Here is a 13837-nt window from a genome sequence, read left to right as displayed (position 1 = left end):
ACGTCGGAAATAGCGTTACGCTAGGGGGCTATGTGGAAGAAAACCTGGCTACTCGGCATCCTCATGACAGCGACTGCGCTGTCTGGTTGTTCCTCCTGCGGAGATAACGGCGGCGGAGGAACCGACGGCGGTAACACCACGGCGGATGGCGGTGACGGGGGCGGCGGAAATCCCGATGGAAGCGTTGATCCTACAGACCCCACGCTGAGCTCGTTGACGATCGAGCCGACCAACCCGGTCCTCGTCGTCTCCGGCAGCACGGGTGTCACCCAGCTCTTCAAGGTCACAGGCACCTTCACCGACGGACGCACGGAGGACGTGTCGGGCAAGGCCCTCTTCAGCATTGATGACACGCGGCTGGGTCTCTTCGGCGGCGGAAGCGGCTTCACCTCGAGCACCACCGTCGGCGGCACCAGCACCGTGCGCGCCCGGGTGGGCACCCTGTCCGTGTCCACGCCCATCACGGTGAAGCTTGATCAGAAGGTGTCGGACACCCCGCCCCCGGGCCAGACGCCTGCGACCCCGGTGCCCGCGGATCCGGGCTCGAAGTTCGGCGGGACGGTGGACACTTCGTACAAGCCGGAGATCGTCTACCCCAACAACGGCGTCCTGGTTCCGCCCAACCTGGGTCAGTTGGAGATCCACATCAAGCCGAACAACGCCTCCACCACGTTGTTCGAGCTCGCCTTCTCCAACAGCATCACCGACGTGCGCGTGTACCTGCGCTGCTATCTGCCCTCGGGCTTCACGCTGCCCTCCGGCGTGAGCCGCGGCTGCATCTACACGCCCACGGAGAACGTGTGGAAGTTCCTGGCCGAGAGCAACCGCGGCGGCCAGCCGGTGAAGCTCACCGTGCGCTCCACGGATGACTCGGGCACGGGCAAGGTGGGCGTCTCCAACCCCATCGCCATCCAGTTCGCCCGCGCCGAGCTCAAGGGCGCGCTCTACTACTGGACCACCAAGACCGGCTCCACCGGCGTGATGCGCTATGACTTCGCGGGCACGGGCACGACGGCCGCTTCGCCGGTGATGCTGGCCAAGAACATCGATGGAAGCGTGAGCTGCGTGGGCTGCCACGCCCTGAGCCGCAACGGCAAGAAGCTGGTGGCCGAGGTCAACGGCCAGAACGACGGCCGGCTCGCACTGGCGGATCTGTCCAGCTTCACCGCCGACAGCAAGGCCAAGCTGGGTGCCTCGAGGCAGAGCACCTTCGAGTCCTGGAACCCGGATGGCTCCAAGTTCGTCGGCGTCTACGGCGACAGCGGCGCCACCGACTTCGGGCTGCGCATCTTCAACGGCGACACCGGCGCCTACGAGAGCTCGATTCCTGGCACCGGCGACTCGAACAGCCCCGCGACCCACCCGGACTGGAGCCCGGATGGCCAGACGATCGCCTATACCTCTCCGACCTATAAGGAGACGAACCAGCGCAACTACATGGGCGCCATCAAGATGGTGACGGCGAAGTCGGGCGGCGGCTGGAACGCCCCGGTGACGGTGGTGCCGGCCGAGAATGGCAAGCACCGCTACTACCCGGCCATTGCGCCCGACAACTCCTTCCTCGTGTTCAACGAGTCCGCCTGCGACTCTGGCACGGCCCCTTCGCACTACAGCTGCAACGGGGACACCGACAAGACCGCCAAGCTGTGGGCCGCGAAGCTGCAGGCTGGCGCGACGCGGGTGGAGTTGACGAAGGCCAACCAGGGCGGCGTGATGGACGGCTCCGAGAAGAATCTGACCAACAGCTACCCGAAGTGGAGCCCCTTCGTGACGCGCGGCACCGGGGATGACAAGAGCCGGCTGATGTGGGTGACGTTCTCCTCGTCCCGCAACTACGGCCTGCGCACCATGGCCGCCTCGTCTTCGTCTGAGAACGACAAGAGCACCCTGCTGTGGATGGCGGCGGTGGATCCGGACAAGGTCAACGCGGGAGTGGATCCGTCCTACCCGGCCTTCGCGCTGCCCTTCCAGGACATCACCACCTCCAACCATATCGCCCAGTGGGCCCAGTACTTCGTGAGCAACGGGTGCTCCACGGTCGGCGAGGGCTGCGGCTCGGCTGGCTCCACCTGCTGCAACGGTCTGCAGTGCGTGCAGCTCAACCAGGATCCGCCCATCCCCTGCGACGTGGCGGGTGCCTGCGTGTGCGACGCCATCCCGCAGTGCGCGCCGGCGCTCGAGAAGTGCTCGGCCGCCGCGCCCTGCTGCGACGGTCTGCTCTGCTTGGATGACGTCACCGGTGGCTCGTGCTCGGGCAGCGACTGCTCCTGCAAGCCGCCGTGCGCGAGCGAAGGCCAGGCGTGTGGCTCCTCCGCTTGCTGCGACGGTCTGGCGTGTGTCACCGAATCCGGCAGCAGCACCTGCCAGATCATCCTGAAGTAGCGTCAGCCGCTCAGGTGGCTCCGGTTCCAGCCGGAGCCGCCTCCCACCGGGTGGTCTCCACCTGGTGATGCATCAAGGAGACAGGACGAGGCCGTCCGCCACGCACGCCTCCACGGCGGCGCGGATGTCGGCCTCGGCCACTCCCGTCGCCGCCGACACCTGGGCCGGCGTCAGCCCCTCCACTGCCATCTTCAACGCCAGCAGGGAGCGGTGGCTCGCGGCCAGGTACATCGTCACCAGCCGCTCCGGGTGTCGCCACAGCAAAGCCATCTCTTGCCCCGGCTCCGGCCGTCCCCTCCCCTTCGCCCGCACGTACGCGCAGAGCTGGAAGGGGTGCTCCAAGACCACCAGCGTCGGGTTCACCGTCAGCCGCTCCACCGACTCCGGCACCGGCTCCATCGACGTGTACACCGCGAAGTCCGCCCACTCGAAGCGCGCCAGCGCGGGCAGGAAGTCCGGCAGGCCGCGCCGCGCCGCCTCGTCCGCGAGAAAGCCCGGGAAGCCTTCGCCCAGGTGGTTCATCTCGAAGGGCCGCGGGGGCCTCGACGCCTCGTAGGCCCGTGCCAGCTCCGCCCACCCCGCCTCGTCCACGCTCGCGCGCGTCAGCGGATAGAGCTTCTCCAGCGTGGCCCTGCCGTGGTGGCGCACCATCCGGCCGTAGAGCTCCACGCGCGAGCGCGGCGCGTCCCAGCCCGGGTGCGCTGCATACAACCGCTCCAGCGCGTCTGGGCCCGGGGCGGTGAAGAACTCCGTCATCGAATCGAAGAAGCTGCGCAGCCCCGGCTTCATCGCGACACCTCCGCCAGCACCGCGCGAGCCCGGTCCGCCTCGTCCAGCACGGCGTCCAGCGAGGGGATGTCCTGATCCCACTCGATGAGCGTCGACACAGGCCCCGTGCGCTCCAGCACGTACCGGTACAGCGACCACACGTCATCGCAGACGGCTGCCCCGTGCGTGTCGAGGATGACGTCCGGCAACCGCTCGTGTCCCGCCAGGTGGAGCTGCACCACCCGCTCCAGCGGCAATGCATCCACGAAGGCTCGCGGGTCATACCCGTGGTTGAGCGCGTTCACGTACACGTTGTTCACGTCCAACAGCAGGCCGCAGTCAGCCTGCTCCACCACGTGCCGCAGGAAGGTCGCCTCGTCCAGGGTGCCCCCCGGCATGCGCGCGTAGTAGCTCGGGTTCTCCAACAGGAAGGGCCGGCCCACCCGCTCCTTCACCTCGCGCACTCGCGACACCACGTGCTCCACCGCCTCCTCCGAGAAGGGCAGCGGCAGCAGATCATAGAGGTACGCCCCACCCAGCCGCGTGTAGCAGAGGTGGTCCGAGAAGAAGGGCGCGTCCACCCGCTCCACCAGCGCCTTCAGCCGCGAGAGGTAGTCCTCGTCCAGGGGCTCCGGTCCCCCAATGTTCAGCGCCACCCCATGGGGCAGCACCGGCCAGCGCTCCGCGCACGCATCCAACGTGCGCTGGGGACGGCCTCCGAGCGTGAGGAAGTTCTCGGGGATGATCTCCACCCAGTCCAGCGCACGGGAGGTCTCCGGGAGCTGCGCGTAGAACTCGCGCCGCAACCCGACACCCGCCCCGAGCGGCTTCAACCCATGTCTCCGCGCGTAGCTCTCCGACACGTTGGCTCCTCGGAAAAGACATGGGCGGCGGGAAGAGACTCCCCGCCGCCCGGAAGAAAACCCCCGACAGCTCAGGGGCTATCCCTTACTGCGGCTTCGCGGCGCCACAGCCATCCTTGCCGCACGCGTGCTCGCTCCCCTTCTCGGAGGTGGAGGAGGCCTTCTCGCCGCTGCACTGGGCCTCGCCGCCCTTCTCCGGGGTGGCGGCCGCGTCGCCCGTGCTGGCCGCCTCGCTGCCCGTCTGCTCGGTGGGGGCAGTCGCGGACTTCGTGCCCGCACAACCCGTGGCCAGAGCGCCCAGGGAGAGAGTTCCAACGATGGCGGCCATGGTCTTGATGTTCATGGTGTTTCCTTTCTCTGCGTGAAGGGGGACTGCACGTGGCGAGGAGCCCCGTCGCGGGGACGATGGGCTCGCGGTCTGACATACGCACTGCGAATTTCGCGGTTACAGCCCCCTGCCGTCTGGAGACGTCAGGGCGTCACGCAGCAGGCTGTCACGCGCGGTTGCGAGCTCGACTCCATCCGCTCCGGGCGCCACACCGAGCGCTTCTAACAAAGGCTCCAGCCCGGCAAAAGCGGGCCGGGACAGGTGTCGCGCGAGCAACGCCTGGAAGAGCGGCTGACCCGCGACGGCATCCACCGCCGCCCCGAAGGAATCGAAAGTTGCAGTAGAGCCGGAGCCGGCGAGCCGCTCGAGCACTGCGTCAAGCCCCCGCGTGTTGCCCGTGACGCGGCGCAGCTCCACGTCCAGGTGCAGGGCGAAGAGCGCGCCCGTCCAGTAGGTGCCCTGGAAGGAAGCGCCGCGGGTGATGACGTCCTCCATCGTCCGAGAGCCCACGGCGGCGCGCCCTCGCGCGAAGCCGGCGAGCAGCTCCGTCCAGGCCTGCACCGGCGTCTGCCTGCCCGAGCGCGCCCGCGCCAGCTCCGTGTAGTAAGTGGCCAGCCCCTCGGACAACCAGGGAAGACGCGGCACGAAGGCGGGGTGCGCCAGGTGGAGGAGCTCGTGCACCGCGACCCAGTCGCCCGCGAAGGACGCGGGCGCCGCCTCCTGGCCCACCAGCAGGGAGATGCTCGGTGGCGAGCTCCACAGCACCATGCCGAAGGGAGCGGGCTGCTCGCGAGCCGGCACCGGGACGAGGCGCACAGTGATGCGCGGATAGGGGAAGGTGCGCCGCACCGTGAGCACCTCGCGAGCGGCCTGGTGGATCCACGCGCAGAGGGCGGCGTCGTCCATGCGCGACAGGCGGCCGAGCACCGCCACCTCCACCACGGCTCCCGGCAGCCGCACCGTGCACCGCCGTCCGCCGAAGCCGTGGAAGCCAGAGTCCACCAGATCTCCGCCTTCCAGCGTGTAGACACCGCGCGCGTCCGGCGCCCACGGAGGCAGCGCGTCCACGCCCTCCACCACCAGCTCCGCGCGCAGTGACGGCGTCACCCTGCGCGGACGCAGCAGCCAGGCCCGACCCGCGACATGCCACGCATCACCCTCGCCCATGCCGGTGAAGAAGTCCGGACGCTCCCCTCGCAGGCGCGCGTCCAGTGGGTAGCGGTAGCTCAACAGGCGCGTGTCCGACGGAACGAGGACCCGGCCTCCCATGGAGACGGTCTGCTCCTGGCCCGAGCCCTCCTGGCCGAAGACGCGCACCCGGTCGACTCCGCCGGGCTGCGTGAAGAGAAAGTCTCGGGGCGCATCCTCGCGGACCCGGGTGATCTCCACGTCCAACGCGTGCTCGGGCTCGCGGACATAAATGACGCGGTAGCTCAGTGCCGGAGCGTCCTCCTCCGGACCCGGCGAGGGCATTCGGGCCGTCTGGCAGCCACACAGCGCCCACAGCAGAAAGAGCCACGCTGAGAAAGAAAGACGCACCGGAAAATCACAAACATATTGCATTTCAATCCCAGCCAACACGCCCCCGTCAGGGACCACTCCACATACTGTTCTTGGTTCTCTCTGGGTTTTTATGTTATCACCCTGTGTGAATACAGTCGCGCACACGCGCGAGGCTCGTCCATCTCATCGTGGGTATCGTCAGGGGGATTCTCGATGGAGAAGACCGTCGCCGTCGTCCAAGCGCCGCTGACCTTTCTGGACAAGAACGGCGCACAGGTCTCCATTCCTCCCTCCGTGTTCTGGTTCGAGGGCGCCGAGCTGAAGGTGGATGAGACGAAGCCACCCGTCAGTGAAAACAGTTGGCTGGCGGATTGGCTGAAATACCTGGCGAAGACAGGGGTCATCGTCGCCGCGCCGCCCGATGCACAGCCTACCCGGCCCGCGATGGTGCTCCAGGCCAAGAATCCCGGCTCGGCTGGTAACAATATCGAAATCGACATCACCTACGCCGAGCCTCCCACGACCTTCACCCTGAAGGTGACCCAGACGGATGTCTATGCGGACCTGACGCTCGAGACGCTCCCCGTGGTGCTCGGTACGGACCAGAAGGCGGGAACCCGGCCGGGGCTGGTTCGGGTCCAGGGAACACCGACGGCGCTGCCCAAAGAGCAAACCGGACAGCTCGAGGGAGCGGACGCCACCCAGCGGGGTACCTGGACGGCAGCCGCCGATTCGGGAACGGCCTTCACGCTCGAGGCGAGGGAGCCCGGCAAAGAGGTCATCAAGGTCCAGATCAGCCCTCCGAAGGAGCAGACCTTCACCCTCACGGCGACGTGGACGAAGTCCGTGAGTGGCCTCGACGCCAGCAAGCTCGAGACCGAGTTGAAGCAGTTCGGTTATGTGCTCACCGCCGCGAAGCCCGCGGACGGCTACACCCTTCCACGCGGCGGCAAATTCCAGCTCAAAGGGGGCGTGGACAGCACGTTCGCCTCGCTCGTTCCCGCGGCCAAGCCCCTCTGACGACTCCCCTGTTCCTCTTCCCCTGCTGAGGACACGCCATGCCGGTCACCACCAGCTATCCGGGCATCTACATCGAGGAGTTGCCCAGCACGTCGCGCACCATCGCCGCCGCGCCCACCTCCAATACCGTCTTCATCGGCTACTCCCACCCGTACAAGACGAAGTCCCAGCACTGGAACAAGGCGGTGCAGATCTTCAGCTTCGCCGAGTACGAGCGCGAGTTCGGAGGCCTGTTCCGCAGCGCCCACCTGTTCTCGGACCTGCCCTACGCCGTCCAGAACTTCTTCCTCAATGGCGGCTCGGTGGCCTTCATCGTGGCGTTGGATCCCAGTCTGCCCGAGGCCTATGTGGACTTCGGTGCCGTCGATCCTGTCCGCTTCACGGCGCTCGAGCCCGTGGATGACGTGACCGCGCTGCAGATCACCCTGGGCAACTTCCAGGACGGCGACAAGCTCGCGGACATCTCCATCTCCTACCGCACGCGCACGGAGACCTTCCGCCGCGTTCACATCTCCAGCCTGGTGTCCACGCTCGAGAGCGGCTCGAGCCTGGTCCGGGCCTCCTTCCCCGGCGGCAGCCCTCCCTCCGCGTACAGCACGACCAAGAAGACGGACAAGGTGGACTACGCCACAGCGCCCGCGATCCCCGCCATCGACGCCGCGGACTTCACCAATGTCTTCGAGGCGGACAGCTCGCTCGACAAGGTGGATGTCATCAACCTGCTGGCCCTACCCGGCGTGTCCTCGTTCGGCGTCCTGAGCGAGGCCCTCGCCTTCTGCGAGCGCAAGCGGGCGTTCCTGATCATGGATCCGCCACCGGAGGCCTCGGCCGATGGCACCGTGGGCCCGCCGGACAAAGACATCGTCGGCGGGTTCATGAACAACAACCTCATCCCGAAGAGCAGCCCCAATGGTGCGCTCTACTTCCCCTACCTCATCTCGCCGGATCCGCTGACGGGCAAGAGCACCGCCCTGGCCCCGAGCGGCTTCGTCGCGGGCATCTACGCCCGGACGGACGCCAACCGCGGCGTGTGGAAGGCGCCGGCGGGACTGGAGACCACCGTCAACAACGTGCTCGGCGTGGTGGAGAGCGGGCGGATGACGGACATGCGCGCAGGCGTCCTCAACAACGCGGCCGTCAACGCCGTGCGCACCTTCCCCGCCTCCGGCACCGTGGTCTTCGGCGCTCGGACCCTGGTGGCCGCCAACCCTGCCTTTCAGCAGTGGAAGTACGTGCCGGTGCGGCGCATGGCCCTCTTCATCGAGCAGACGCTCTACGCGAACCTCGGCTGGGTCGTCTTCGAGCCCAACGCCGAGCCGCTCTGGGTGGCCATCCGCACCAGCATCGAGGCCTTCATGTTGTCGCTCTTCCGCCAGGGCGCCTTCTTCGGCACCACACCGAGCGAGGCCTTCCAGGTGAAGTGTGATGGCACCACCACCACACAGGCGGACATCGACAACGGCCGCGTCAACATCCTCGTCGGCTTCCGTCCGCTCAAGCCCGCCGAGTTCGTCATCATCCAGATTGCCCAGCTCGCCGGCCAGGCGCAGTCCTAGGAGACCCGCCCATGAGCATGCCCTTCTCGGTGAACACGCGGCGGTTCGATCCGTACAAGAACTTCCGGTTCCTCGTGTACTTCGGCGACACCACCACCCCTGTGGCCGGTGTGAGCAAGGTGAGCGGGCTCAAGCGCTCGTCAGACGCCATCGAATACAAGGAAGGAGGCAACGCCCTCATCCTCAAGGGGCTGGGACGTACCAAGTACGAGCCCATCACCCTGGAGCGCGGCGTGACGCACGACTCCACCTTCGAGGAGTGGGCCAACGCCGCCCAGGTGCTCGATAAGGGCGCCCCCTCCACTTCGCTCTCCAAGCTGCGGCGCAAGGTGCGCATCGAGCTGCTCAACGAGGCCGGCCAGCCCGTGCATCGCTACATCGTCCACGACTGCTGGGTGTCCGAGTACCAGGCCCTCTCAGACCTGGACGCGGGCGGCAATGGCATCGCCATCGAGCACATCAAGCTCGAGCACCACGGCTGGGAGCACGACCTCAGCCTGACCGAGCCGAAGGAGAAATAGGTGCGCTTCCGCCTGCCGGTGAGCGGGCTGGAGGTCCGCCTGCGACCACCCGCCGGAGCGGAGGATCTGCTGCTCGCGGAGGCACGGAGCTTCGACGCGCAGCTGGCGCTCGCGCTGGTGGAGCGACTCGGAGAGCGCGCGGAGGGGGGGCCCGTGGACTGGGCCGCGCTTCCCCTCACCGACCTGGACACCACGTTGCTCCGGCTGCGGCAGGGGCTCGTGGGCGACCACGTCCGCGCTGATGTGGTGTGCGGCCCAGACGGGTGCGGCGCCCGCGTCGACATCGCCTTCCGCATCCGGGACTACCTCGCCCACCATGCGCCTCGGGCCCTCGAGGGGCTGGAGGCAGCCGCCGAGCCCGGGTGGTACGCGCTCCAGGGCACCGCCGCGGTCTTCCGGCTTCCGTCCGGGACAGACCAGCTCGCCATCGCCTTCCACCCGGAGGGAGAGGAAGAGCTGGCGCGGCGCTGCATCCGGCCAGCAGGTCTCGCGCCCTCGCTCCGAGAACGGGTGGAGGCAGCGATGGAGGCACTCGCTCCCAACCTCTGCAGCGAGCTGGAAGGACCGTGCCCCGAGTGCGGTGCCTCGGTGCGCGCGGCGTTCGATCCCCAGCGGTACGTGCTTCAGGAGCTGCGTGCTCAGGCGACCCGCGTCTACGAGGACATCCATCTGATCGCGCGCACCTACCACTGGACCGAGGACGCCATCCTCGCCCTCCCCCATCACCGGCGCGCCTTGTACGCAGAGCACATCCGCCAGGAGAGGTCTGGGAGTTGATATGCCACCGCGCTCCTATCTCGGTGCCATCGCCCAACGCGCTCGCGCCGATTCGCCCACGCTCCAACCTCCACGCATGCCGGGAGACCGGGGGTTGCCTCCGCCCCTCGAACCGTGGGTGGACGTGCCGACCCCTGACCTTCCTCGGGCCCCCGCACAGCCGCTCCCTGCTCCCGTGGAGCCCCGTCCACCGCGAGGTGTCGTTCCGACTCCCGTGATGCCGCCCTCGGCGCCCGTTGCCGCCGAGAGGCCTCTCGCGCGGCCACCGGAGGCTCGCGGGAACTCACCTTCGTTCGTCGAGACCCGCTCAGAGCGCCCGGCGCCCGGGCCCGTCGTGACTCCCGCCCAGTTGCCCGAGCCCCAGGCTCGGCCTCCTGTCCCGCCTCTTGAGCCACCCGAGGTCCACCAGCGCGAGCACCCGGAGCACCTGGAACCCCGGATGCCCTCCGAGAAAGCCGTCCCCATGATGGCCGCGCTGGAGACCGCGCTGCGTTGGGTCTCCTCGCCCGAGCCCGTCCCGCCCAGCACCGCCGCCTCGGTGGACACGGATAACCCGCCCCCACGCCCGCCGCCCCAAGAGGCCCGGCCCGCTCCCGCATTGGAGCGCCCGGCACTCTCCCCGGATCCGTCCAGTCCACGAGCCTCGGAACCCTCACGCGCGGCGCCTCCACGCGCGGCGCCTCCACGCGCGGCGCCTCCACGCGCGGCGCCTTCACACTCGGTCCACATCGGCACCCTCGAGGTCCGGATAGAGCCCCCCCCGAGCCTCCCCCAGCGCCCCGCCCCGGCACCCCGGACCGCCCCGGGTCCCCGGGCTCCGCTGGCGCGCGGTTTCACCTCGTCCTTCGGCCTGAAGCAGGAGTGAGCACGTGAGCACGCTCGTGATCGATCGGCTGGCCTTGAAGCTCTCCGGACTCGACGAGTCCCAGGGACGTCAACTGGCACGGCTCCTCTCGGAGGGCTTCGCAGCGGCCTCCCTCCCAGAGGGCGCCTCCGCGTCCACCCGCTCGCTCCAGGTGGACGTACGAGCGAGATCGGGAGAGCCGCTCGAGGCGCTGTCGGATCGAATCGTCGCCCAGGTGCTGAGGGAATTGCAGCGAACGGTGTGACCGGAGAGAGCCCCCCACCATGCCTGGAAAGTTCATGAAGGGCGCGCTGGTCGAGTTCATGCCCACCGTGCTCGTGCCGCTGCCCAACGTCATCATCTTCCAGTTCAACCCCGAGACCATCCGCCACGTCTGGACGCAGCCAGAGGCCGCCGGGGACGCCCAGAGCCAGAACCACAACCCGCTCGCGGTGCGCGGCATGCCTGGCGAGTCGTTCTCCTTCACCCTGGTGATGGACGCCAATGATCAGATCGCCGAGGGCAACCCGATCGCGAAGGCCACGGGCATCGCCTCGCGACTGGCGGCACTCGAGATGCTCATGTACCCCACGGGAGCCGCGGGGGGTGGACTGCTGGGCTCGGTGTCCGCCTCGGTCTCCGTGTCCGCGGGAGGTGTCGGCGCCTCGCTAGGCGGTTCGGCCGCCTCGGCGGCAACGCGCCAGGTGCCCCAGTCCGAGGTCCCCGCGGTGCTCTTTGTCTGGGGTCCGGGGCGCATCGTGCCCGTGCGTGTGACGGGCCTCTCCATCGAGGAGAAGCTCTATGACGAGCTGCTCAACCCCACACATGCCGAGGCACAGCTCGAGCTGCGCGTCCTCACCCCCGAGGAGCTCGCCCGGGTGAGCGGTCCGCTCAAGGACGTGGCCAAGGCCGCGTACACGTACTCGCAGGTGCTCCGCCAAGGCCTCGCCGTCGCCAACCTCGCCAACTCCGTCGAATCCATCGTGGGGATGCTCCCCCTCTGAGGAGTCACACCATGTTCTTCCCCGGCAGCCGCTACGCGGGTCAACAGACGTACACCGTGACGCAACCGGATGGCACCCAGGTGACGGCCGTGCGACTGCCTCTGCCTCGCCCGGGGCGGCTGCTCGGCTTCCACCGCCGGGTGGAGGGCCAGCGGTTGGACCTGCTCGCCCACCACTACCTCAAGGATGCCACCGGCTTCTGGCGGCTGTGCGATGCCAGCGACACGCCCTCTCCCGATGCCCTCGCCTCGCGCGAGCAGGTGGGCATCCCGGACCGGGAGCGCTGAGGCATGGCGAGCACGTACCAACTCCTCGTGGATGGCACCCCGGTGGAGGCCGACCTGTACGAAGCGCTCGGCTCCATCGAGGTGGAGGAGAACGCCGATCTGCCCGGCGCCATCCAGCTCAACCTGCCGGTGAGCCGCACCGAGGCGGGGGACCTGACCTACGTCGCGGACTCGCGCTTCAAGCCCTACGCCAACCTCGCCCTGGTGGTGGAGGTGGAGGACCGTCCGGCCGAGTGCATCTTCGATGGCTACGTGCTCTCCCACAAACTGCACCTCCAGCGGGGCACGGTGGCCTCCACGCTCCAGGTATGGGGTCAGGACGCCTCGTGGCTGATGAACCTGGAGGAGAAGTCGCGCGAGTGGGTGGACGTCACGGACGCGGCGGTGGCCAATGCCCTCTTCGGCGAGTACGGCATCCAACCCTCGCCGGACAACGACGCGGACGACTCCCCCGCCCACACCGAGTCCGGTCACACGCTGATGCAGCGGGCCACGGACATCCAGTTCCTGCGCAAGCTGGCGCGCCGCAGCGGAAAGCTGTGCCGCGTGGTGTGCACCCAGAAGGCTGGCCAGCGCACCGGCTACTTCGCTCGACCGGACCTCTCCGCTGAGCCCTCGGTGATCCTGCCGCTCAATGATCCGGAGGCGGAGGTGGTCACCGCGCTGGACTTCGAGTGGGACGTGAGCCGCCCGACCGACGTGGCGGCCCAGCAGGTGCTCACCCAGGGTTCGGCCTCGGAGAGTGCGAGCGGAGATGCCTCGGACTCGGGGCTGCAACCGCTCGATGAGCGAGGGCTCGCGGACTTCGCCGGCAGGCCCATGAAGGTGATGTTGACCACGACCGTGGACGACGCGGGCGAGCTGCAACAGCGAGCTCGGGCGCTGCTGCGCGAGTCCGGCTTCTTCTCCCGCTGCACCGGCGAGGTGGATGTCGCCGCGCTCAAGGCCGTGCTCCGGGTGGGCACCGTGGTGCGCATTGACGGGGCGGGCAGCCTCCACTCCGGCAAGTACCTGGTGTGGAGCGTGCGGCACACGATCACCGCGGATTCACACCGGATGGGCTTCGTGCTGGTGCGCAACGCGGTCGGTCCCGCCCCCTCGGGGAGTGGTGGAGGGTTCTTCTGACATGAACGACCAGGGCCTGCAGGACGTCCGGGACATCCTCGATCGGCTGCGCGATCGGTACTTCGGCAAGTACCGCGGCATCGTGACGGACGTGGAGGAAGGCGGCCAGGGACGCATCAAGGCGCTCGTGAGCTCGGTGCTCGGCGATCAGAAGACGGGCTGGTGCATGCCGTGCGTGCCGTATGCCGGCAAGGACTCGGGGTTCGTCTTCCTGCCCGAGGTGGGCTCCAGCGTGTGGATCGAATTCGAGGGAGGTGATCTCTCCTATCCAGTCTGGACGGGCGGCTTCTGGGCCGCGGGCGAGTTCCCCTCGGAGGCCGCGCCCGCGAAGAAGCTCATCCGTACCGCCAAGGGGCATCAAATCCTCCTGGATGACGACGGGGAGTCCATCACCCTCACGGACCCGCACGGGAACACCGTCACCCTGGACTCCTCGGGCATCACCCTCGCGCGAGGCACTCAGAAGATCGAGGTCACCGAATCGAAGGTCTCCGTCGACGGCGGCGCGCTGGAGGTGTCCTGATGGGCGCGCTCCTCACCACCGCGAGCACCCTGCAATGCCCTCATGGCGGCGCGGTCCAGGCCATGTCATCCAACAACCGGGCGAAGGCGGGCGGGGACTTCCTGGTGCGCGCCTCCGACACCTTCACCATCACCGGCTGCACCTTCGCACCGGGAGGCGCCGCGCACCCGTGCGTGCGCGTGCAGTGGGTGTCGACGGCCCTCCGGGTCAAGGTGCTGCAAGACGCGCTGCTCACCATGGACAGCGTGGGGATGTGCCTCGCGGCGGACAACGCGCCCCAGGGCACCGTGCTCATCTCCGCCACCCAACAACGCGCCAAGGGACTCTGAGGCTTCC

General features: G+C 68.3%; 16 protein-coding genes. 12 read left to right on the top strand and 4 right to left on the bottom strand.

Annotation, left to right across the window (positions count from 1 at the left end):
• Positions 1–30: 30 nt before the first annotated feature.
• Positions 31–2382 (top strand): hypothetical protein, encoded by a 2352-nt coding sequence (locus F0U60_RS20280; RefSeq protein ID WP_395822402.1) that lies wholly within the window; start codon positions 31–33, stop codon positions 2380–2382.
• Positions 2383–2454: 72 nt separating this feature from the next.
• On the opposite strand, the gene F0U60_RS20275 is transcribed toward F0U60_RS20280, so the two are convergent.
• The 4 genes from F0U60_RS20275 to F0U60_RS20260 all read right to left on the bottom strand — a co-directional run bounded on the left by F0U60_RS20275 (position 2455) and on the right by F0U60_RS20260 (position 5814).
• Positions 2455–3171 carry a DUF2063 domain-containing protein gene (locus F0U60_RS20275; protein WP_395822401.1) on the bottom strand — a complete coding sequence of 239 codons (717 nt, stop codon included), beginning with the start codon at positions 3169–3171 and terminating at the stop codon, positions 2455–2457.
• The gene (locus F0U60_RS20270) at positions 3168–4013 is read right to left on the bottom strand and encodes a DUF692 domain-containing protein (protein ID WP_395822400.1); all 846 of its coding nucleotides are present in this window, start codon (positions 4011–4013) and stop codon (positions 3168–3170) included. Before F0U60_RS20270 ends, F0U60_RS20275 begins: the two co-directional genes overlap by 4 nt.
• An 85-nt stretch (positions 4014–4098) precedes the next feature.
• Positions 4099–4356 (bottom strand): hypothetical protein, encoded by a 258-nt coding sequence (locus F0U60_RS20265; protein WP_395822399.1) that lies wholly within the window; start codon positions 4354–4356, stop codon positions 4099–4101.
• A gap of 102 nt (positions 4357–4458) precedes the next feature.
• Complete coding sequence (locus F0U60_RS20260; protein ID WP_395822398.1) at positions 4459–5814, bottom strand: hypothetical protein; 1356 nt, start codon at positions 5812–5814, stop codon at positions 4459–4461.
• Between the two features lie 243 nt (positions 5815–6057).
• Between F0U60_RS20260 and F0U60_RS20255 the strand changes: the two genes are divergently transcribed.
• The 11 genes from F0U60_RS20255 (at position 6058) to F0U60_RS20205 (ending at position 13830) form a co-directional block, all read left to right on the top strand.
• Positions 6058–6864 carry a hypothetical protein gene (locus F0U60_RS20255; RefSeq protein WP_395822397.1) on the top strand — a complete coding sequence of 269 codons (807 nt, stop codon included), beginning with the start codon at positions 6058–6060 and terminating at the stop codon, positions 6862–6864.
• Between the two features lie 38 nt (positions 6865–6902).
• Positions 6903–8420, top strand: a complete 1518-nt coding sequence (locus F0U60_RS20250) for a phage tail sheath family protein (RefSeq protein ID WP_395822396.1) — start codon at positions 6903–6905, stop codon at positions 8418–8420.
• An 11-nt stretch (positions 8421–8431) separates the two neighbouring features.
• Positions 8432–8941, top strand: coding sequence for a phage tail protein (locus tag F0U60_RS20245; protein WP_395822395.1), 510 nt, complete (start codon positions 8432–8434; stop codon positions 8939–8941).
• The gene (locus F0U60_RS20240) at positions 8942–9718 is read left to right on the top strand and encodes a hypothetical protein (protein ID WP_395822394.1); all 777 of its coding nucleotides are present in this window, start codon (positions 8942–8944) and stop codon (positions 9716–9718) included.
• Positions 9719–10157: 439 nt separating this feature from the next.
• Positions 10158–10583, top strand: coding sequence for a hypothetical protein (locus F0U60_RS20235; RefSeq protein WP_395822393.1), 426 nt, complete (start codon positions 10158–10160; stop codon positions 10581–10583).
• Positions 10584–10587: 4 nt separating this feature from the next.
• The gene (locus F0U60_RS20230) at positions 10588–10827 is read left to right on the top strand and encodes a hypothetical protein (RefSeq protein ID WP_395822392.1); all 240 of its coding nucleotides are present in this window, start codon (positions 10588–10590) and stop codon (positions 10825–10827) included.
• A gap of 19 nt (positions 10828–10846) precedes the next feature.
• Positions 10847–11566: a hypothetical protein gene (locus F0U60_RS20225; RefSeq protein ID WP_395822391.1), complete on the top strand. Its 720-nt coding sequence runs from the start codon at positions 10847–10849 to the stop codon at positions 11564–11566.
• Positions 11567–11577: 11 nt separating this feature from the next.
• Positions 11578–11853: a hypothetical protein gene (locus tag F0U60_RS20220; RefSeq protein ID WP_395822390.1), complete on the top strand. Its 276-nt coding sequence runs from the start codon at positions 11578–11580 to the stop codon at positions 11851–11853.
• 3 nt (positions 11854–11856) lie between these two features.
• Entirely contained in the window at positions 11857–12978 is a 1122-nt protein-coding gene (locus F0U60_RS20215; protein ID WP_395822389.1) for a phage late control D family protein, read from the top strand.
• Between the two features lies 1 nt (position 12979).
• Positions 12980–13501 (top strand): phage baseplate assembly protein V, encoded by a 522-nt coding sequence (locus F0U60_RS20210; RefSeq protein ID WP_395822388.1) that lies wholly within the window; start codon positions 12980–12982, stop codon positions 13499–13501.
• Positions 13501–13830 (top strand): hypothetical protein, encoded by a 330-nt coding sequence (locus F0U60_RS20205; protein WP_395822387.1) that lies wholly within the window; start codon positions 13501–13503, stop codon positions 13828–13830. Before F0U60_RS20210 ends, F0U60_RS20205 begins: the two co-directional genes overlap by 1 nt.
• Positions 13831–13837 lie beyond the last annotated feature (7 nt).

It is taken from the genome of Archangium minus (assembly GCF_044360475.1).
GTDB classification, from domain to species: domain Bacteria; phylum Myxococcota; class Myxococcia; order Myxococcales; family Myxococcaceae; genus Archangium; species Archangium minus.
This window is presented reverse-complemented; position numbering and strand designations above follow the sequence as displayed.